This window comes from Vibrio sp. 10N.261.54.A5 (assembly GCF_041471145.1).
GTDB lineage: Bacteria > Pseudomonadota > Gammaproteobacteria > Enterobacterales > Vibrionaceae > Vibrio > Vibrio crassostreae_C.
Map to the genome: position 1 here is coordinate 93,684 of NZ_JBFRNU010000019.1, position 19,930 is coordinate 113,613.

A 19,930-nucleotide genomic window follows, 5' to 3' on the forward strand; every position below is an offset into this window, starting at 1 on the left:
TTACCTAAACTGAGTGAACCGAAAAAATCGAGGCGTGATTGTACGGTTTGCTTACAGGATTGTCACTATGAGTGTGGTGTGTCTACCTTAATGATGGTTTCGTCTCTTAATAGCGACATCTTGGAGAGTATGGCGTTATAATATCGAAAATGCCCAAATATCCAGAGCTTTCATGACATACCAATTATTAAGCCTACCAGAATCTATTTCAGACATTACGCCGCAGTTTATTGAAGGTGCAATCCTTGCGTCTAACTTAGCGACCAAGCCACTCGATCCTGAAGAATGGATTGCTATCGTAGCACCTGAAGCGGGCAAAGAGCTTGTAACATTAGTGACGGAACAGATTAACCGCCAGCACAATCTGATTCAGCGTAGTGAATACTTACTGACTGATGTGTTTGCAGAAGGCGACTTCAATGAGCAGTTCGCAGATTTTGCGGAAGGTTTTATGATGGTTTGGCCGACAGTGGAAGAGCAGTGGCAAAGCATTACGGTTGCGGACGGCACTCTGCGCATGCTGCAAGCTCTGCTGACTACATTAATGCTCGCGATTGATGAAGAGCAAACTCAACAACAAATGGTTGCGGCTGGGCTTCAAAACCCACCATCGCTTGCTGATTTAGTGGGCCAGGTCGATCTGATGATCTCAGAAGTGGCAATGGCAGCGGATGAAGCTATGTTGGGCAATAAGTCCCAGAGCGTGAACCCGTTTAAAGATATTGGTCGAAACGACCTTTGTCCTTGTGAAAGCGGCAAGAAGTTTAAACAATGCTGTGGTAAAAACAGCTAATTACGGCTTGTTGAGTAACAGACTTTCTTTAAGTGATAAAAAGTTTAAGTAATAAAAAGTCGACCTTTGGGTCGACTTTTTTGTTTCTGAAGATGATGAGCTAATTGTTAGTCATTTTTTGATTTAACGAATTGAGAAAGCGCTACAAAACCGAAAGCAACTAAGTTACCCGCGAAGATAATCACAAGCCATTGTGGCATCGAAAGTTCTAAGAACTGCCACACAACCTTGCTACAGTCGCCGTAAGCTTCAAACATCCACGGAGCCCATTGGTTTAAAGGTGCCCAACTTGGGAAGGTCACGAACAGGTCACAAGTAGCAAAAGGAGACGGATTAAACTGGTAGTCAACGTGCTCTAAAGCCAGCGTCAAACCTTTGTATGCGCCAAATCCCCAGCCAGCAAGGCCTAACCAACGTGATATTGGGTTATTCGGGGAAATAGCACCAATCATGGCTGCAACACCGATAGCAAGCATCGCAACGCGCTCATAGATGCACATTACGCAAGGGCCAAGCATCATCACGTGTTGAAAGAAGAGAGCACATGCCTCAAAAAAGACAATAAAAGCCAGCAGTAAAAGCCAAGATAAACGTCCCTTAGAGAAGTCTTTAAGCATTGCAAAAAAGTTCACGAATTTAATCCCGTCTATAAAATGAAAAAGCCCTGATTACTCAGAGCTTTTTATCTTGGATAAGTTTCCTAATCAACTAATATTTTTGATTAGTTAGATACACTTATTGTGCTTTACAACACAAAGCTGGATTAGTGACCACCAGAGACAACTGGAGCAACAGCTTCACCAGTGCGCTGAATGATCCAACCTGCATCATAGAACCATGCTGTCATTGGCTCTACGAAGAACACAATGCCTGCTAGGCCAACAAGTGCCAATACGATGGTGTATGGCAACGCCATGATAACCATGCGGCCGTAAGACAATCGAATTAACGGAGCAAGTGCTGATGTTAATAAGAATAGGAATGCAGCCTGGCCGTTTGGCGTTGCAACAGAAGGTAGGTTAGTACCTGTGTTGATAGCAACAGCAAGTAGGTCGAACTGGTCACGAGTGATGATGCCTTCAACCAGTGCAGTTTTCACTTCATTAATGTAAACCGTACCGACGAACACGTTATCTGAAACCATCGATAGAATACCGTTGGCCACATAGAAGAGTGCAAGCTGTGCGCCTTTATCTTCAACGTGAAGTACTGCATCGATCACTGGCTTAAATAGCCCTTGATCAATGATTACCGCAACGACAGCGAAAAAGACAGCAAGAAGTGCAGTAAATGGCAGTGCTTCTTCAAAGGCTTTACCCATCGAGTGCTCTTCAATTACACCAGTAAATGCCGTTGCCAAGATGATCACTGAAAGGCCAATCAAACCCACTTCAGCGACGTGAAGCGCAAGGCCAACAATCAGCCAAACTGCGATTGCACTTTGAACCCATAGTTTTGCTACGTCTTGCTTGGTGCGGTTTGCACGTTCTTTGTTGTCAAACTCAACCAAGATTTGGCGAACATTCATTGGCAGCTCAGCACCGTAACCAAACACTTTGAATTTCTCGACAAGTGCACAAGTTAAAATACCGCAGAAGAAAACAGGTAGTGTTACTGGCAGCATACGGATGATAAATTCACCGAACTCCCAACCTGCTTGCTTAGCAATTACCAAGTTTTGTGGTTCACCTACCATGGTCATTACACCACCTAGTGCTGTACCCACACCAGCGTGCATTAGCAGTGAACGTAGGAAAGCACGGTAGTTTTCTAGGTCATCACGAGTTAGCTCTGAGATCTCTTCATCATGAGTATGATCGTGCGAAGACGTTGTGCCCTTGCCTGATGCAACCTTGTGGTAGATAGAGTAGAAGCCGACCGCAACGCTAATAACTACGGCGATTACTGTTAGTGCATCTAGGAATGCTGATAAGAAAGCGGCAGCAACACAGAAGGCAACAGAGAGTAAAATTTTAGATTGGATGCCAAGCAAGATCTTCGTGAAAATGAACAAAAGCAGTTCTTTCATGAAGTAAATGCCAGCAACCATGAATACGAGCAAGAGTAATACAGGAAGGTTTGCTTGCAGCTCGTGATAAACCATTTCTGGTTTGGTCATGCCAATGGCGACTGCTTGAATAGCTAATAGACCACCCGGTTGAAGTGGGTAGCATTTGAGAGCCATAGCTAGAGTGAAAATAAACTCAACCACCAATAGCCAGCCCGCAACAAATGGGTCAACTAGGAAGAAAACAAACGGGTTGATGATTAAAAAGGAAATGATGGCAAGTTTATACCAATCAGGAGCTTTACCAAGGAAGTTCTTGATAAAAGCGTTTCCGAGAGACATCGGCATGTTAATACTCTTTTATGTTGATTATGAATAGACAAGCAATACAACATTTTGAGAATCGAGCTATAGAAATTGTTAAAAACTATAACTAACAGTGACTTAGAAAAACTACATTCCATGTAATGTTCTGTGGTCTTGCCAAGTCACTCCCTTAGAAACTCAAGCACTGCTTATTTTTGAGCGCAACTCTACTCTTAGATAACATTTAGTCAACAGGAAAAGCCCTGTAGCACTAAAAATACCTCTTTTTTGTTGAGAAACGCGATCAAAGTAGCGCAAGCATACCACTTAAAATGTGATAAAAACCGACTAGAATCAATATTTCAGCGAAATGATTGAAAATTACAGAATAACGACGACTTATATATGATTATTACAACTTAATATTGCAAATTAATAGCTTTAAAAGTATGACCAATCTCATTGATTTTAAAGAAAATTTGTTGTGTTAACGGTTTGTTGAAATGGTGGTTTAGAGTCGCTTGCTTTACAAACCTGAGGTGCAAACGTGTGCTGAACTTTAGAGTTATAACTCTAATGGTATTTAGGGTGAGTAAAATTTTTGAGGGTGTTTCCGCTAGGTGTGAACTAGTGGTATGATGAGTAAATTAGAACAGAATAATTAAATTGGATTGAAGTGTAGATGGTCATTAAGGCGAAGAGCCCGGCAGGATTTGCAGAGAAGTATATCATTGAAAGTATTTGGAATGGCCGTTTCCCTCCAGGTTCTATCTTGCCCGCAGAGCGTGAGCTTTCTGAGCTGATTGGTGTTACACGTACTACGCTTCGTGAAGTACTACAACGTCTTGCTCGTGATGGTTGGTTGACAATCCAACACGGCAAACCCACTAAAGTTAATCAGTTTATGGAAACCTCAGGTCTTCATATCCTTGATACGCTAATGACGTTGGACGTTGATAACGCAAGCAAAATGGTAGAAGACCTGCTTGCTGCTCGTACTAATATCAGCCCGATCTTTATGCGTTATGCATTCAAAGCAAACAAAGAAGCTTCAGAGCGTACTATCAGTAACGTGATTGAATCTTGTGAAGCGCTACTTGCGGCACCAACTTGGGATGAGTTCCTAGAATCGTCGCCATACGCTGACAAGATCAAACAAGCGGTAAAAGAAGATTCAGAAAAAGATGAAGCGAAACGTCAGACGATCTTAATCGCGAAGACTTTCAACTTCTATGATTACATGCTTTTCCAACGTTTGGCATTCCACTCTGGCAACCAGATTTATGGCCTGATCTTTAACGGTGTGCGTAAATTGTATGACCGTATCGGTAGCTACTACTTCTCTAACCCAGAAGCACGACGTTTAGCGATGGACTTTTATAAAGAGTTGTTCATTATCTGTGAGAGTGGCGAGCGAGAAACGTTGCCAATAGTGATTCGTAACTACGGTATCGCAAGTGCACAAGTTTGGAATGAAATGAAAACGACATTGCCAACGAACTTCACTGAAGACGACAGCTAAGCTATAGGTTTACTATTTTTGCTCTTGTTTAGTCAGTGACGCAAAGAAAACGAAAAAGCGGCGAGATAATTCAATTATCTCGCCGCTTTTTATTTATCTGTCGTTACTAGAAAATTATCCGTGGGTCAGTTACTTACCTATGACGAGTAATTTATCAAGGAGTAGCAACTTAACCCGCAAACTCTTCTGAATCTGGGCGGTTGGTAAATTGCACGCCGTTTAGAAAATCGCAAAGTAGTTGGTCTTCACACACTTTGTAGTTTTTGTTTTCTGGCTTGCGGAAGTAAGCGCCGATTTCGTACTTGCTCAAGCTAATGCCAACCACTTCTAGTACGTCCAAAACATCTTCTGCTTTCATGTTTAATGCGATACGAAGCTTCATGAAGATCATGTTGTTCGTCAGTGCAACTTCAGGTTTAGGTTGCTCACCTTCTTTTTTGCCACGCTTAAGGTTGATGAAACCATTTAGGAATACCGCTAACTCTTTATCTTTCATCTTAGAGCATGACTTGTCGTTGTCGTCTTTTAGCCAGTTAATCACTTGGTCATGAGCAACGGTCACATCAGCTTGTTCGATAGCTTTGATGATTTGTGCATTTTTAAGGTTTAGTGCGTGTTGAATACGACGCAAGATTTCGTTGTTAGTCACTGGGGATTCCTAAAAAGGGTTTTAGAGTAAAGAGGCGTTGGTTTAGCCTATTTTTGTCGACGAACCAATTTCTACTCTACATAGCATAGTTGACGGCGACTCTAACAGAGAACGCTAATTTTCGGTAGATATAAAAAATCCCCAATGCTGATTCACTCTTTCAAGTCAAAAAATGCATTAGGGATTTTGTGATGGGTGCTTGTTATCTGACTGGAGTCAGAATTACATTACACGCATACCAGGTTGAGCACCTTCGTGTGGCTCAAGGATCCATAGGTCGCTGCCGCCAGGGCCTGCTGCTAGGATCATGCCTTCAGACATACCAAACTTCATCTTACGAGGTTTTAGGTTGGCTACCATTACAGTTAGTTTGCCTTCTAGCTCTTCAGGTTTGTATGCTGATTTGATACCAGAGAATACTTGGCGAGTCTCACCACCGATGTCCAGTTGGAACTTCAGTAGTTTGTTCGCTTTTGGTACTTCTTCACAAGAGATGATACGAGCAATACGCATGTCTACTGCAGCAAAGGCATCGAACTCAATCTCGTCTGCGATTGGCTCTTTGTCTAGCTCAGTTTGGCTTGCTTGCTCTTTTTCAGCTTCTGCTTTTTCTTTCGCTGCTGCTTCAGCGGCTGCATCTTCTTTAGAAGACTCAACCATTGCTTCCACTTTCTTAGGATCAATACGGTTGAATAGCGCTTTGAACTTAGTGATCTCGTGATCAGTTAGCGGAGTAGCAATCGCTTCCCACGTTAGCTCTTCGTTTAGGAAAGCTTCAGTGCGAGCTGCAAGCTCTGGCATCACTGGTTTCAGGTAAGCCATCAGTACGCGGAATAGGTTAATACCTACAGAAGAAACTTGTTGAAGCTCAGCTTCTTTGCCTTCTTCTTTTGCAAGAACCCAAGGTGCTTTTTCGTCGATGTACTGGTTAGCTTTATCCGCTAGTGCCGTGATTTCACGGATAGCACGGCTGAATTCACGAGTTTCGTATAGCTCACCGATACGCTCAGCAGCAGCAACGAATTCGTTGTATAGCTCAGGTTCTGCAAATTCAGCAGCTAGCTTGCCTTCAAAACGCTTAGTAATGAAGCCAGCGTTACGAGAAGCTAGGTTAACAATCTTGTTTACTACGTCAGCGTTTACACGTTGAGTGAAGTCTTCAAGGTTAAGATCTAAGTCATCGATGCGGCTGTTTAGTTTCGCAGCGTAGTAGTAACGTAGACACTCAGGGTCTAGGTGGTTTAGGTACGTGCTTGCTTTGATGAATGTGCCTTTCGACTTAGACATCTTCGCACCGTTCACTGTTACATAGCCGTGTACGAATACGTTGTTTGGCTTACGGAAGCCTGCGCCGTCTAGCATTGCTGGCCAGAATAGGCTGTGGAAGTAAACGATGTCTTTACCGATGAAGTGGTAAAGCTCTGTTGTGCTGTCTTTCTTCCAGTATTCATCGAAGTTTAGATCGTCACGCTTGTCACATAGGTTCTTGAAAGAAGCCATGTAGCCAACAGGTGCGTCTAGCCATACGTAGAAGAACTTGTCTTTTTCGCCTGGGATTTCAAAGCCAAAGTAAGGTGCATCACGTGAGATATCCCACTGTTGCAGACCAGACTCAAACCATTCCTGCATTTTGTTTGCAGTTTCATTCTGTAGAGAGCCAGAACGAGTCCACTCTTTAAGCATGCTTTCGAACTGTGGTAGGTCGAAGAAGAAGTGCTCAGAGTCTTTCATTACTGGAGTTGCGCCAGAAACCGCTGATTTAGGGTTAATTAGCTCAGTTGGGCTGTATGTCTCACCACAGTTATCACAGTTATCACCGTACTGGTCTTCTGACTTACACTTAGGGCAAGTACCTTTTACGAAGCGGTCTGGTAGGAACATCTCTTTCTCAGGGTCGAAAAGCTGAGAAATAGTACGGCTAGAAATGAAGCCGTTCTTTTTAAGTTCTAGGTAGATGTGAGAAGCCAGTTCACGGTTCTCTTCGCTGTGTGTGCTGTGGTAGTTATCAAAGCTGATATCAAAGCCAGCGAAGTCTTTTTGGTGCTCTTCACTAACAGCAGCGATCATCTCTTCTGGCGTGATACCCATCTGTTGAGCTTTAAGCATAATTGGCGTGCCGTGAGCATCGTCAGCACAGATGAAGTTTACAGTGTTGCCACGTAGACGCTGGTATCGAACCCAGATATCAGCTTGGATATGCTCAAGCATATGGCCAAGGTGAATAGAGCCGTTAGCGTACGGAAGCGCACAAGTTACCAAAAGTTGTCTTGGATCAGTTGCCATACTTAATAATTCGCTTTTTTGATAGGTATAAATTTGAGAGGTAATACTACTTTATAACGTGTGATACGCCAAGGTATCAGACAAAGGATTCCCCTAGTTTTTTAGGGGTTCAGTCTTCATCTCGTGGGTGATAGCATAAATAAAAAAAGGAGCCCCAATGCGTAACTTTACTTCTAAGCAAGATTTCTGTTCATGGTTGAATGAGTTCGAGTCACCAATCCTCATCCCAGAGTGGGCGCTACACCAAAATATTGTATCGGTTGATCCGCGTGGATCATTTGTTATCACCTTACCTTTTGCTGCAAATCAGCTTGCGGTTGAATTGGAACAGTGGATCCACTCTCAGATTGAACAACAGCTTGTTAGCGCTTTTCAGTTTGAAGTAAAAGTGAAGCCGTCTGCGCTGGAAACCACAGTCGCGACGCCATTGAAGGGTGTTAAAAATATTATCGCTGTGACGTCGGCAAAGGGTGGGGTGGGTAAATCAACGACTTCAGTAAACCTTGCGCTCGCGTTATCTAAGTCTGGTTCAAAAGTGGGTTTATTGGATGCGGATATCTACGGCCCATCAGTGCCTATGATGCTCGGCCAACTAGACGCGAAACCAGAAGTACAGAACAACAAATGGATGATGCCCATCGAGGCACATGGCATTTTCACTCACTCTATTGGCTATCTTGTGTCGAAAGATGATGCGGCAATCTGGCGTGGCCCTATGGCAGCGAAAGCTTTGGGGCAGCTAGTTAATGAAACTGTATGGCCAGAGTTGGATTACCTTGTTATCGACATGCCACCGGGCACCGGTGATATTCAGCTGACGTTGTCGCAACAGATCCCTGTGACGGGCGCAGTAGTGGTGACCACTCCTCAAGATTTGGCACTAGCAGATGCGCGTAAAGGCGTAGCTATGTTCGATAAGGTAAGCGTGCCAGTGGCAGGTTTAGTTGAAAACATGAGCTATCATATTTGTAGTCACTGTGGTGAGAAAGAGCATATCTTTGGTGCTGGTGGTGCAGAAGCCATGTCAGAAGAGTTTTACCTTGATATTTTGGCACAGATCCCTCTTCATATTGATGTGCGAGAAGACATCGACGCAGGTTGCCCTACGGTGATTCGTCGTCCAGACAGTGAACATACACGTCACTACTTAGAGCTTGCTGAGAATGTGGCTGCGAAGATGTTTTGGACGGGCAAGGCGAGACCAGAGGCGATTAACTTTTCTTTGGTTGAATAAAGCTGGCCACTCTTAATGTCGTGTAAATCATGTTGGATTAGATAAACAACGGTCGGATTTAGGCTGATAGCCAATGGGGTTGTGCAAATAGTTGTAGGCAAGTTATTTGAAAGCAAACGATTGTATTCATTAAATCCATTGATATCATCAATTTGACTGCAATTAGCTAAAATGGCGACTAGAATCTATGTTGTTTAGCCCCTATAATCAGGCGGTTTATCTCTTCCCACCACCAAACCATATCGGGTGCAAAATTAATGTCTGATAATAATCAATGTGTCATCGTAGGTATCGCTGGCGCTTCAGCTTCAGGAAAAAGTCTGATTGCTAGTACAATTTATAATGAATTGCGCGAAAAAGTAGGCGACCATCAAATTGGTGTTATCACGGAAGATTGCTATTACAGCGACCAAAGCCACTTGAGTATGGAAGAGCGTGTTAAAACTAACTACGATCACCCAAATGCACTAGATCATGATCTTTTATGTGAACATCTACAGCAGCTAATGAGTGGCAACGCCGTAGAAGTTCCTGAATACAGCTACACAGAGCACACACGTACTTCTGAAACGACTACACTTACTCCAAAGAAAGTGATCATTTTAGAGGGTATTCTGCTTCTAACAGACCCGCGTCTTCGTAAACTAATGCACGCAAGTGTGTTTATGGATACACCATTAGACATCTGTCTACTACGCCGTGTTAAGCGTGATGTAGAAGAGCGTGGTCGTACAATGGACACTGTACTTAAGCAATATCAAGAAACAGTACGTCCAATGTTCATGCAGTTTATCGAGCCTTCAAAACAACATGCAGACATCATCGTTCCTCGTGGTGGTAAAAACCGTATTGCGATTGATGTGCTAAAAGCGCACATTGCGAAGTTGTTGAAGTCTTAATCGAATAAAATTTTGCCTAAGTGACTCACTTAGCTTTATTTTTTACCGAATCAGTGGCACTTTTATAGTGCCACTTTCTTTTGGAATCTAAGCAAGGAATATGCGGATGAAGAAACTACTCATTTTCATAGCTGTACCAGTGTTTGTTGTAATTGCAGCAATTCTGGCACTAGTGCTGTTAGTGAATCCCAACCAATTTAAGCCATTAATTGTCGAACAAGCCCAAAAACACACAGGCCTAGAGCTCGTGATTGAGGGTGATATCAGCTGGCAATTCTTCCCATCCATTGGCTTTGAACTTGGTCAAACTGAATTACGTAATCCTGAAGGGTTCACCCAACCAAACCTATTCAAGGTTGATACCGTTGGCGTTGATGTTTCGGTTACTCCGCTATTTAGTAACCAACTAGAGATCGGCAACATTACTCTAGATGGTGCAGAATTTTATTTAGAAACGCTTAAAGATGGTCGCAAGAACATTGATGCACTAACGCAAGCGTCAGCGCCTCAAGAATCTGAGCCTGCAGCAGGCACAAGTTCTGAATCAGCGCCTGCCCCTCAAGAGCAAACTACCTCTGACGCATCGGGTTGGACGATCAACCTTGCAGGCGTAACTGTATCAAATGCATTGTTTGAAATGGACGACAAGCAGGCGGGTTCATTCACTAAGCTATACGATGTGTCTTTGAATCTTTCTGAGTTTGCCGTTGATACATGGACAACCGCGACGTTTGCGGCTTCTGGTGAAAACAATCAACAGAAGTTCTCTGCGGAAGGTAGCGCAGAATTCAAATTAGCGGAAGGCTTCGCTAGTTACGCACTTCGTAATATCGACTTAAACGCTAAGTTCAATGATCCAGCGACGTCGATTGAGTCAGCAAAAATTGGCTTGAATACGTTTGAGTTCGATAAGGTAAACCAACTGACTTACGCCGTAATCGGTAATGCGGCTGGCCTTGACCTTGATCTTAAAGGTGGCGGTGAACTTACGGTTGATAGCGCGATTTCAAAAGTAACGCTGAACAAATTAACGTTAGACTCAACATTCAAAGGCGACACGCTTCCTCAGTCTCCAATGAAAGTCGACATGCTGTCTGACTTAAGCTTCGATCTGAACAAGAGCCACCTGAGCTTTGTGTTAGAGAAGCTACAAGCTAACGCTATTGCATTAGACGGTAAAGCAGACGTAACCCTATCTGAAATACCAAAGGTTCGTTTCTCTCTTCATAGCCCGAATATTGATTTAGATGAATTCCTAAGCTTAGGCAAATCAACAGAAACTACGAGCACCGCGCCTTCAGATTCTGCTGGTGGCTCAACGTCAAACTCAGGTAGTTCAACTCCAGCTAAAGAAGTGGAACCTGATCTGTCGGCTCTGAAAACGTTAGACGTGAAAGGTGACATTACGATTGATAAGTTCAAGGCGAACAACGCGAAGATGCAGAATGTTAAAACGGCATTTTCGGTTAACCGTGGTATCGCAGAGCTAACCTCATTCACCTCGAACCTTTACCAAGGTTCTATTTCAGCTACGGCTAAGCTAGACGCTCGTAAAACACCGGCGACTTACACGGCTAAGAAGAAAATCAAAGGCGTGAAAGTACAACCGTTACTGGTTGATGTTGCAGATAACGATATGCTGGAAGGTACCGGTAATATTGATGTCAACGTGAAAGGTAAGAGCTTAACTCCAACAGGAATCAAGAAGAACCTTGTCGGTACTATCGCGATTAACTTTGAAGATGGTGCAGTTAACGGCATCAACGTAGCTCAACTGATTCGAGAAAACTACGCTAAGATCAAAGGCGAAAAAGTTGAAAGCACAAATGAAGCTCAAAAAACGGACTTCAGTGCAATGAAAGCGACGCTGAAAGTGGATAAAGGTTGGGTTTCAACGAACGATTTGTCGGCACAATCACCACTACTGCGCGTTACTGGTCAAGGTAAAGCAAACTTCATCAATGAAACGGTCGATTTCCTTGTACGTACATCAATTGTGGGTTCACTTGAAGGTCAGGGTGGTAAGAGTATCGACGACCTGAAAGATGTGACTATCCCAATTAAGGTAACTGGTCAGTGGGCAGCCCCGAAATTTGCACTTGTTTTTGATGATGTGTTGAAGCAGAAAGCGCAGAAAGAAATTGACCGTGGTGTGAACAAGCTAACGGATAAGATCAAAGACGAGAAAACTAAAGAAGCCGTTGATGGTTTATTGAAAGGTTTCTTTAACTAAACGTTTTTAACTCGTATATAAAAGAAGCGCCATTCCTACTGTAGGAATGGCGCTTTTGTTTGGATGCTTATAATACTTTAGAGAGATTCCCCATGACACTCGTCCTTTGCTCTAAGGAATGACGATAGCTACTCGTCCTTTTTTAGGGCGTGATAGTCTAGTGGTCGTCATCCTCGAGAGGGAAGAATGACCGAGTCGGGGATCTCTGGTTGAATGCTATTACCAATCCACGCCTTGAAGCGCTTTTACACCAGACTCGAAAGCGTGTTTAACGTTACGAACTTCAGACACGGTATCGGCCATGTCCGTTAAAGTGCGGTGTGCTCCACGGCCAGTAATGATCACGGACTGCATTTTCGGACGGTTATTCAGAGCTTCTACCACTTCATCCAGTTCAATGTAACCGTAACTCACCATGTAAGTTAGCTCATCAAACAGAATTACATCAATCGACTCATCGGCTAGCATACGCTGACACTCTTTCCACACGCGCTGTGCGGCTTCGATATCTTGAGCCTTGTTTTGAGTTTCCCAAGTAAAGCCAGTACCCATCACTTGGAACTCTACATCGAGCTTTTGAAGAACGTTCTTTTCGCCGTTATCCCATGTTCCTTTTACAAACTGAGCGACGGCACACTTCTTACCATGACCGACTGCACGTGTAATCGTACCAAAACCGGATGTTGATTTACCTTTACCGTTACCCGTGATGACCAACAATAGGCCTTTTACTTCTTGTGCTGCAGCGACACGAGCATCGACTTGTTCTTTTACTTTCTGTTGTCTTGCTTTGTGGCGTTGTTCTTTGTTGTCTTCAGTCGACATAACAAATCCTTTTAAGTTGTGATTGCGCCTATCATAGCCTAACTTAACGATAGCAAAAACCATCGGAAGAACAGGTGATTAGGGATGAAAAAGATACTCGTAGTTTGTATGGGAAATATTTGCCGTTCGCCAACAGGTGAAGCGGTGCTAAGGAAGAAAGCGCAACAGCTGGATATTGACGTTGTGGTCGACTCTGCTGGGACGATTGGTTTTCATCAAGGCAACCCGCCAGACTCGCGATCCAAATCTGCAGGAGAGAAGCGAGGCTACAGCTTTAAGGGGATTACTTCTCGTAAAGTGGTAGATAATGATTTCGAAGAATTTGACCTGATACTCGCGGCAGATAGGGCGAATTTAGACGACTTAATGAGCCAATGCCCAGTTCACCTCCAATACAAGCTCGCATTATTTTTGAGCTTTGGAGAGTCACAATATCAAGAGATCCCCGATCCGTATTATGGTGAGGGAAATGGTTTTGAATTGGTGTTGGATTTAATCGAAGAGTCTAGCGAAGCGATACTGCGTTCGATGTAGTGTAGGAGCAATGTTCGTCGTTTGGTGATCGGCGTAAGGGCTGACCGTGATAGGTATAAAAAAGGCCGACATTGAATGTCGACCTCTCTAAATCTAACTTAAAACCACAGCTAAGGTTACTTAGACATTACTTTGTAGATTGGGTCTTCTGCAACGTTCGCTTCAACTAAGCTACCTGCCTTGTGCAGCATAGCAACACAGTCTTGGCTTAGGTGGCGAAGGTGAAGTGTTTTACCTAGCGCCGCGTAACGGTCAGCAATCGTGTCGATCGCTTCAATTGCAGAGTGGTCAGTCACGCGTGAGTTTGCGAAATCAACGATTACATCTTGTGGATCGTTGTAAGCGTCAAACAACTCTAGGAAGTTAGCTGTCGAACCAAAGAAGATTGGACCGTTAACTTTGTACTCTTTTGAGCCTTCAGCGTTTACTGATGTATCTGCGTAGATGTGTTTAGCATGTTGCCAAGCAAACATTAGCGCTGAAGCTACAACACCAACACCTACCGCTACAGCAAGGTCAGTCAGTACGGTTACTACGGTAACAAGAACGATAACGAAGAAGTCTTGCTTAGGAACGCGACGCGCAAGCTTGAAGGTTGCCCATTCAAATGTGCCGATAACAACCATGAACATTACGCCCACAAGTGCTGCTAGAGGAATCATTTCAATCAGTGCAGAACCGAACAGGATGAACATCAGTAGTGCAACTGCGGCTACGATACCTGAAAGACGACCACGACCACCTGAGTTTACGTTGATCATCGATTGACCGATCATCGCACAACCACCCATCGCACCGAATACAGAACACGTTACGTTAGCCATACCTTGACCAACACATTCACGGTTAGATTGACCACGAGTGTTTGTCATTTCGTCTAGTACTGTCAGTGTCAGCAGAGATTCAATCAGGCCGATAGCCGCAAGGATAATTGCGTAAGGCAGGATGATCTGTAGTGTCTCTAAAGAAAACGGAACAGCAGGAATTGAGAATGTTGGTAGAGAGCCCGCTAGTGTAGCAGCTTCGTCACCAGACATTGTACGTAGGAAGTCGACAACAGTGCGAGTTTCAAGGTCAAGACCCACAACCAAAGCTGTTACTGTAACAATAGCAACCAATGAAGATGGTACTGCTGTTGTTAGCTTAGGTAGGAAGTGGATGATAGCCATTGTAAGGGCTACTAGACCTAGCATTAGTGTCATTTGACCGCTTGGTAACCAAGTCAACGCACCTGTTACGTCTGGTGCTTTAAATTGACCAAGCTGAGCTAGGAAGATAACAATAGCCAAACCGTTCACGAAACCAATCATTACAGGGTGTGGAACGATACGGATAAATTTACCTAGTTTAAATACACCTGCTGCAATTTGCAGAAGGCCAGCCAGCATAACGGCTGCGAATAGGTATTGAACACCATGGGTTGCCACTAGGCTCACCATTACAACGGCCATTGCGCCAGTTGCACCAGAAATCATACCTGGACGGCCGCCAAAGACAGAAGTGATTAAACCTACGATGAATGCTGCGTAAAGACCAACCATTGGGTCAACGCCAGCAACAAAGGCGAATGCTACAGCTTCAGGTACCAGAGCTAGGGCTACTGTTAGACCTGAAAGCACGTCATTCTTTACAGAGTGCTTTGAAAATTGAGGGAATTCGAACATGTTTGCTCAGCTATGCTTAAGATGGATTTACCGACACGGGTGTATTGCGTAGCCAAACAGTGATGGAAAAGAGCGGCAATAGCGAAGTGTCGAAAAGATAAGTGCGCGAATGCTACCCAAAAATGTGATTAAGTTCAAGGTTGAACCTAACTTTGAGTAATATATCTGTTAATTTTTATTCGATTAGTAGATATGAAAAAGGCTGCTTTAATAAGCAGCCTTTGATTCTATTTACTTGCGATTATCTATCAGTAATCACTAGTAGTTTGGCTTAGTCATCGCCGCGCCAGCTTTGTTCGACGCTGCCTGACTGCCTGCACCTTTCGATACAAAACGTTCAGTGCGGAACGGAGCTGCAATCACTTCAATCTCTTTGATCTCTTGAGGACCAGGAGCTTTAGTCATTGGTGAGCCGGCTTGCTTCTTAGCAACTGCTGCCTTTGGTGCCGCTTTAGGAGCTTCTGTTTTTACAACAGGTGCTTCTTCAACTTTTGCACTTTCAGCTTTAGGCGCTTCAGCTTCAACAACTGGTGTTGCTTCTGCTTGCACAGCTTCTGCTACAACAGGCGCTTCAACTTTCGTCGCTTCTGCAATCACTGGAGCTTCAACTTTCGCAGTTTCAACGACCACTGGTGCTTCTTCAACGACAGCAGGAGCTTCAACTACAGTAGGAGTCTCAGCTACTTGAGCTTCAACAGCAGCTTCTTCGCGACGGATAATCACTTTACCCATTGCAAGCTCTGGACATGCGAAGCCGCCAGCCATTGCTACATTGCTTTGTGGTGCCGTCTCTAGAGCAACATTCTGCTCTTGAACAGATGTTTGCGCTTCAGCTGCTACTTGAACTTCAGCCACTTCAGGTTTTGCCTGCTTGTGGTGAGGTTTTGGAATGAAGCGAGGCATCACTTTACCCATAGCCATCTCTGGAGAAGCTACACCACCTTTACGTAGGCGGAATGGGTTAGGGCGACGATCACGACCGCGACGACGACGTTGACCACTTGCACGTAGGTGACGTGGAGAACGACGGTTACGACGTTGTTTCGGCTCTTCCTGTTCAGTTTGCTCTGCATTCGCTTGAGTTGCTTCTACTTGTTCCGCAACTTTTTGCTCTTGAGCTACTGATTGTTCTTTAGCAACAACCTGTTCTTTTGAAGCGTTATCTTCAGCTTGAGCTTGTTGGTCTTTAACACGAACTTGCTTGTTCAGTTTACGACGCTGACGACGCTCTTTAATCTTAGCTGCTTTTGCTTCAGGTTTAGCCTTAGGCGCTTCCGGTTTACCAGCTTGTGCTTCTGCTGCTAGCTGTAGACCTTCTTCTGCTAATTTAGATGGTGCTTGCTCTTCGCGTTGCTTCTGCTCATCACGTGGCTTGTTGCGACGGTCTTGCTTAGGCTTACGAGGCTGACGAGTTTGCTGTGGAGCTGCTTCTTTTTGCTCTTCAGGCTTCTCATCACGAGCTGGCTTACGACGGCGTTTGTTGTCACGGTTTTCGTTACGATTGTCGCCACGTTCACCACGGTCGTTACGCTCACCACGTTGGTTACGACGACGGTTATCGTTACGATCACGGCGTTGACGGTTGCCGTTGTTGCGATTGTTTTTAGGTTTCTCTTCTTCTTTCTTCTCTTCTTCTTTTTTCTCTTCTTGAGTTGAAGAGCCAAATAAGAAGCTACCGATAGCTTTGAAGAAACGACCAATTAGGCCTGGTTCTTGAGTCGCTGCTGGTTCAGCTTTCTTCTCTTCAACAGCTTTAGGTGCTGGAGCAGGAGTTGGTGCTGATTGAGCAGGAGCTGCAAAGCCTTTCAGAGCAGGTTCTTCGATCTTCTTAGGACGAATAGTCTGTTCAGCTGGCTCTTTGCTTTCCGCTTCTTTTAGAGCTTCTAGCTTGTTAGGCAGCAAGTAAGACAGTAGATCGAACTCTTCACCTTCACGAACACGGATAACCTCAAAATGCGGCGTTTCCATGTCTGAGTTAGGAACAACAGTGATCTTAACTTCTTGATTCTTCTCGATGTGGTTTACTGAACGACGTTTTTCGTTCAGAAGGTAAGAAGCGATTGGAACAGGTACAACAGCAAGTACTTGTGCTGTGTTGTCTTTTAGAGCTTCTTCTTCAATCAAACGTAGAACAGAAAGTGCTAGAGATTCGTTATCACGAACAACACCAGTACCTGTACAACGAGGACAAATGTGGTGGCTTGCTTCTGCTAGTGATGGGCTCAAACGTTGACGAGACATCTCTAGAAGACCAAAGCGAGAAATACGACCAATCTGAACACGTGCGCGATCTAAACGAACGGCATCACGTAGACGGCTTTCTACTTCGCGTTGGTGGCGAACCGGAGTCATATCGATAAAGTCGATTACAACAAGACCACCTAGGTCACGTAGACGTAATTGACGTGCAATTTCATCGGCAGCTTCTAGGTTAGTGTTAAGTGCTGTTTCTTCAATATCGCCGCCCTTTGTTGCACGAGCAGAGTTGATATCGATAGAAGTCAGTGCTTCTGTTGGGTCGATTACGATAGAACCACCAGATGGAAGACGAACTTCACGTTGGAAAGCAGATTCGATCTGGCTTTCAATCTGGTAATGGCTGAATAGTGGCACTTCACCATCGTATTTCTTAACGCGATTCATGAAATCTGGGCGTATTAATTGAATGTGCGCTTGTGCACGTTCAAAAATAGTATTGCTGTCGATTAGAATCTCGCCAATATCACGACGTAGGTAGTCACGAATTGCGCGAACAATAACGTTACTCTCTTGGTGAATTAGGAAAGGAGCTGCGTTTGAATCAGAAGCTTGCTTGATAGCGCCCCAATGGTTCAATAGAACATTCAGGTCCCACTCTAGCTCTTCTGCACTTTTGCCAACACCCGCTGTACGCACGATTAAGCCCATACCTTGAGGAAGCTCAAGAGTACTTAATGCTGCTTTCAGTTGAGTGCGTTCATCACCTTCGATACGACGAGAAATACCGCCAGCACGAGGGTTATTAGGCATAAGAACTAAGTAACTACCAGCTAAAGAGATGAAAGTTGTCAGTGCAGCACCTTTGCTACCACGTTCTTCTTTCTCTACTTGTACGATTACTTCTTGGCCTTCTTTTAGCACTTCTTTAATGCTAGGACGGCCTTGGTATGTATAACCTTCAGGGAAGTATTCGCGGGCAATTTCTTTAAGAGGGAGGAAACCGTGACGTTCTGCGCCGTAATCAACGAATGCCGCTTCTAGGCTTGGTTCAATACGGGTAATACGTCCTTTGTAGATATTCGCTTTCTTTGACTCGTGACCTGGACTTTCGATATCTAGATCGAACAGTCGCTGGCCATCAACCAAAGCGACACGCAACTCTTCTTTTTGAGTTGCGTTAATTAACATTCTTTTCATTTAGAAATTCTCATTGTCTTTTCTTATTTTCATCATTGTTCTTATCGCTTTATTTCGTTTCTCATGGTGCCAGATCCCATGGCTTTATCGGTGCAGCCTCCCGGCTGGAGAGGGATGCTCTGGGGCACGTCAGTCATCATAGGGAGTTAGCCTATGATCCGCGATGTGGCGGTGAATACTCAACATGAGTGTACGTGAGTAGAGCGATAAGGAACTCAGTTGACCGTGTCTTACGCCGATTGCAGCACTGTCTAATCTGAGTTATCTACTCATTTACTTGCTTATGAATGGTTAGCTGTTTAAATAATAGTCAAACCACTGATAGCAGCTGTGAACTATAGCAGTGGTCGGTAAACACAGCAATCTGCTTTGTCGGAATGCTGTAAAAAAAACAGTTTTTGTTTGGGTTTTGATAGCTCTAACTCACTGTCTATAAATAATTTATCAATTGATATTTTAATTTGCAGGAATCTTGGTGCTTTTTTGTTCGAAGAATCAAAGAAATATAGAACTTCAATGACCATTTTTGGATAGATCGGTAAAGATTAGGGATAAATAAGTTCGGAATAGGGCTAAGAAAATCTCAATTATCAAAAGTGACAGTGATACAATAGCGCAATGAGCGAAATTAGAACCCAAGTCCAATTCGTCGACATTGACGAAGATATGGCTGGTCAGCGTATTGATAACTTCTTACGCAACCAATTAAAAAACATCCCGAAAAGCATGATTTACCGAATCGTGCGTAAAGGCGAAGTCCGCGTAAATAAAAAACGCATCAAGGCAGAGTACAAACTAAAAGCTGGTGATTTAGTTCGTATCCCGCCAGTCACGATTGAAGAGAAAACCGAAGAGAACGTGCCGAGCACGAAACTCAACAAGGTTTCAGAATTAGAACAGTGCATCATTTATGAAGATGATCACATGCTAATTCTTAACAAACCGTCTGGCACTGCTGTTCATGGTGGTAGCGGATTAAAGTTTGGCGCGATTGAAGCATTACGTGCGCTTCGCCCTGATGCTCGTTTTCTTGAATTAGTGCACCGTATCGATAGAGATACGTCTGGCATTTTGCTTGTTGCTAAGAAGCGCTCGGCGCTAAGACACCTTCAAGCACAGTTCCGTGAAAAAACGGTTCAAAAATACTACTTCGCTTTAGTGATGGGCGAATGGAAGAACAGCTGCAAAGTCGTCAACGCACCTTTGTTAAAAAACGAAGTGAATAGCATTGTTCGAGTGAACCCGAATGGTAAAGCTTCTGAAACCCGCTTTAAGGTTTTAGAGAAATTCCAAGAGGCGACGTTGATTCAAGCTAGCCCAATTACAGGGCGTACACACCAAATTCGTGTGCACGCTCAGTATACTGGTCACCCAATTGCTTGGGATGATCGCTACGGTGATCGTCGTTTTGACGCTTACACGGGTAAGGTTGGCCTTGATCGTCTGTTCCTACATGCAGCAAACATCAAGTTCACACACCCAGGTAGTGAAGAGAAGATGGATATCTCGGCGCCAATGGAAAGAAGGCTAGAGAAAGCCCTAACTGGTTTACGTAAGCTCTAAGAAGATACGAGATACGAGATA

At 44.1% G+C, this 19,930-nt stretch carries 14 protein-coding genes; 7 read left to right on the plus strand and 7 right to left on the minus strand.

Annotation, left to right across the window (positions count from 1 at the left end):
- Positions 1-172 precede the first annotated feature (172 nt).
- A complete protein-coding gene (locus AB4329_RS05480; RefSeq protein ID WP_048659727.1) occupies positions 173-793 on the plus strand; it encodes a YecA family protein in 621 nt (206 codons plus the stop codon).
- Positions 794-900: 107 nt separating this feature from the next.
- Here AB4329_RS05480 and dsbB read toward each other — a convergent pair whose 3' ends face one another.
- The gene (dsbB, locus tag AB4329_RS05485; protein WP_372137790.1) at positions 901-1,410 is read right to left on the minus strand and encodes a disulfide bond formation protein DsbB; all 510 of its coding nucleotides are present in this window, start codon (positions 1,408-1,410) and stop codon (positions 901-903) included.
- Between the two features lie 146 nt (positions 1,411-1,556).
- Positions 1,557-3,149, minus strand: a complete 1,593-nt coding sequence (gene nhaB / locus AB4329_RS05490; RefSeq protein WP_048610560.1) for a Na(+)/H(+) antiporter NhaB — start codon at positions 3,147-3,149, stop codon at positions 1,557-1,559.
- A 640-nt stretch (positions 3,150-3,789) separates the two neighbouring features.
- Here nhaB and fadR point away from each other — a divergent pair.
- The gene (fadR, locus tag AB4329_RS05495) at positions 3,790-4,629 is read left to right on the plus strand and encodes a fatty acid metabolism transcriptional regulator FadR (protein WP_248336903.1); all 840 of its coding nucleotides are present in this window, start codon (positions 3,790-3,792) and stop codon (positions 4,627-4,629) included.
- Between the two features lie 169 nt (positions 4,630-4,798).
- Here the strand turns inward: fadR and AB4329_RS05500 are convergent, their stop codons facing one another.
- On the minus strand, positions 4,799-5,278 hold the full coding sequence (locus AB4329_RS05500; protein ID WP_010437231.1) for a DUF1456 family protein: 480 nt from the start codon (positions 5,276-5,278) through the stop codon (positions 4,799-4,801).
- 222 nt (positions 5,279-5,500) lie between these two features.
- A complete protein-coding gene (gene metG / locus AB4329_RS05505) occupies positions 5,501-7,561 on the minus strand; it encodes a methionine--tRNA ligase (RefSeq protein WP_017062160.1) in 2,061 nt (686 codons plus the stop codon).
- Between the two features lie 157 nt (positions 7,562-7,718).
- Between metG and apbC the strand changes: the two genes are divergently transcribed.
- From apbC to AB4329_RS05520, 3 genes are all read left to right on the plus strand, one after another.
- A complete protein-coding gene (gene apbC, locus AB4329_RS05510) occupies positions 7,719-8,795 on the plus strand; it encodes an iron-sulfur cluster carrier protein ApbC (RefSeq protein ID WP_048613198.1) in 1,077 nt (358 codons plus the stop codon).
- 257 nt (positions 8,796-9,052) lie between these two features.
- Positions 9,053-9,694 (plus strand): uridine kinase, encoded by a 642-nt coding sequence (udk, locus tag AB4329_RS05515; RefSeq protein ID WP_004734002.1) that lies wholly within the window; start codon positions 9,053-9,055, stop codon positions 9,692-9,694.
- A 106-nt stretch (positions 9,695-9,800) separates the two neighbouring features.
- Positions 9,801-11,927: an AsmA family protein gene (locus AB4329_RS05520; RefSeq protein ID WP_372137786.1), complete on the plus strand. Its 2,127-nt coding sequence runs from the start codon at positions 9,801-9,803 to the stop codon at positions 11,925-11,927.
- A 219-nt stretch (positions 11,928-12,146) separates the two neighbouring features.
- Here the strand turns inward: AB4329_RS05520 and cobO are convergent, their stop codons facing one another.
- The gene (gene cobO, locus AB4329_RS05525; RefSeq protein ID WP_048610567.1) at positions 12,147-12,752 is read right to left on the minus strand and encodes a cob(I)yrinic acid a,c-diamide adenosyltransferase; all 606 of its coding nucleotides are present in this window, start codon (positions 12,750-12,752) and stop codon (positions 12,147-12,149) included.
- 84 nt (positions 12,753-12,836) lie between these two features.
- Here cobO and AB4329_RS05530 point away from each other — a divergent pair, with 84 nt between their 5' ends.
- Positions 12,837-13,286, plus strand: coding sequence for a low molecular weight protein-tyrosine-phosphatase (locus tag AB4329_RS05530; protein ID WP_017067202.1), 450 nt, complete (start codon positions 12,837-12,839; stop codon positions 13,284-13,286).
- A 116-nt stretch (positions 13,287-13,402) separates the two neighbouring features.
- Here AB4329_RS05530 and AB4329_RS05535 read toward each other — a convergent pair whose 3' ends face one another.
- Both AB4329_RS05535 and rne read right to left on the minus strand, forming a co-directional pair.
- Complete coding sequence (locus AB4329_RS05535) at positions 13,403-14,950, minus strand: SulP family inorganic anion transporter (protein WP_019823563.1); 1,548 nt, start codon at positions 14,948-14,950, stop codon at positions 13,403-13,405.
- 258 nt (positions 14,951-15,208) lie between these two features.
- The gene (gene rne, locus AB4329_RS05540) at positions 15,209-18,346 is read right to left on the minus strand and encodes a ribonuclease E (protein WP_372137787.1); all 3,138 of its coding nucleotides are present in this window, start codon (positions 18,344-18,346) and stop codon (positions 15,209-15,211) included.
- Between the two features lie 618 nt (positions 18,347-18,964).
- Here rne and rluC point away from each other — a divergent pair.
- The gene (gene rluC / locus AB4329_RS05545; RefSeq protein WP_017054981.1) at positions 18,965-19,909 is read left to right on the plus strand and encodes a 23S rRNA pseudouridine(955/2504/2580) synthase RluC; all 945 of its coding nucleotides are present in this window, start codon (positions 18,965-18,967) and stop codon (positions 19,907-19,909) included.
- Positions 19,910-19,930: the final 21 nt, after the last annotated feature.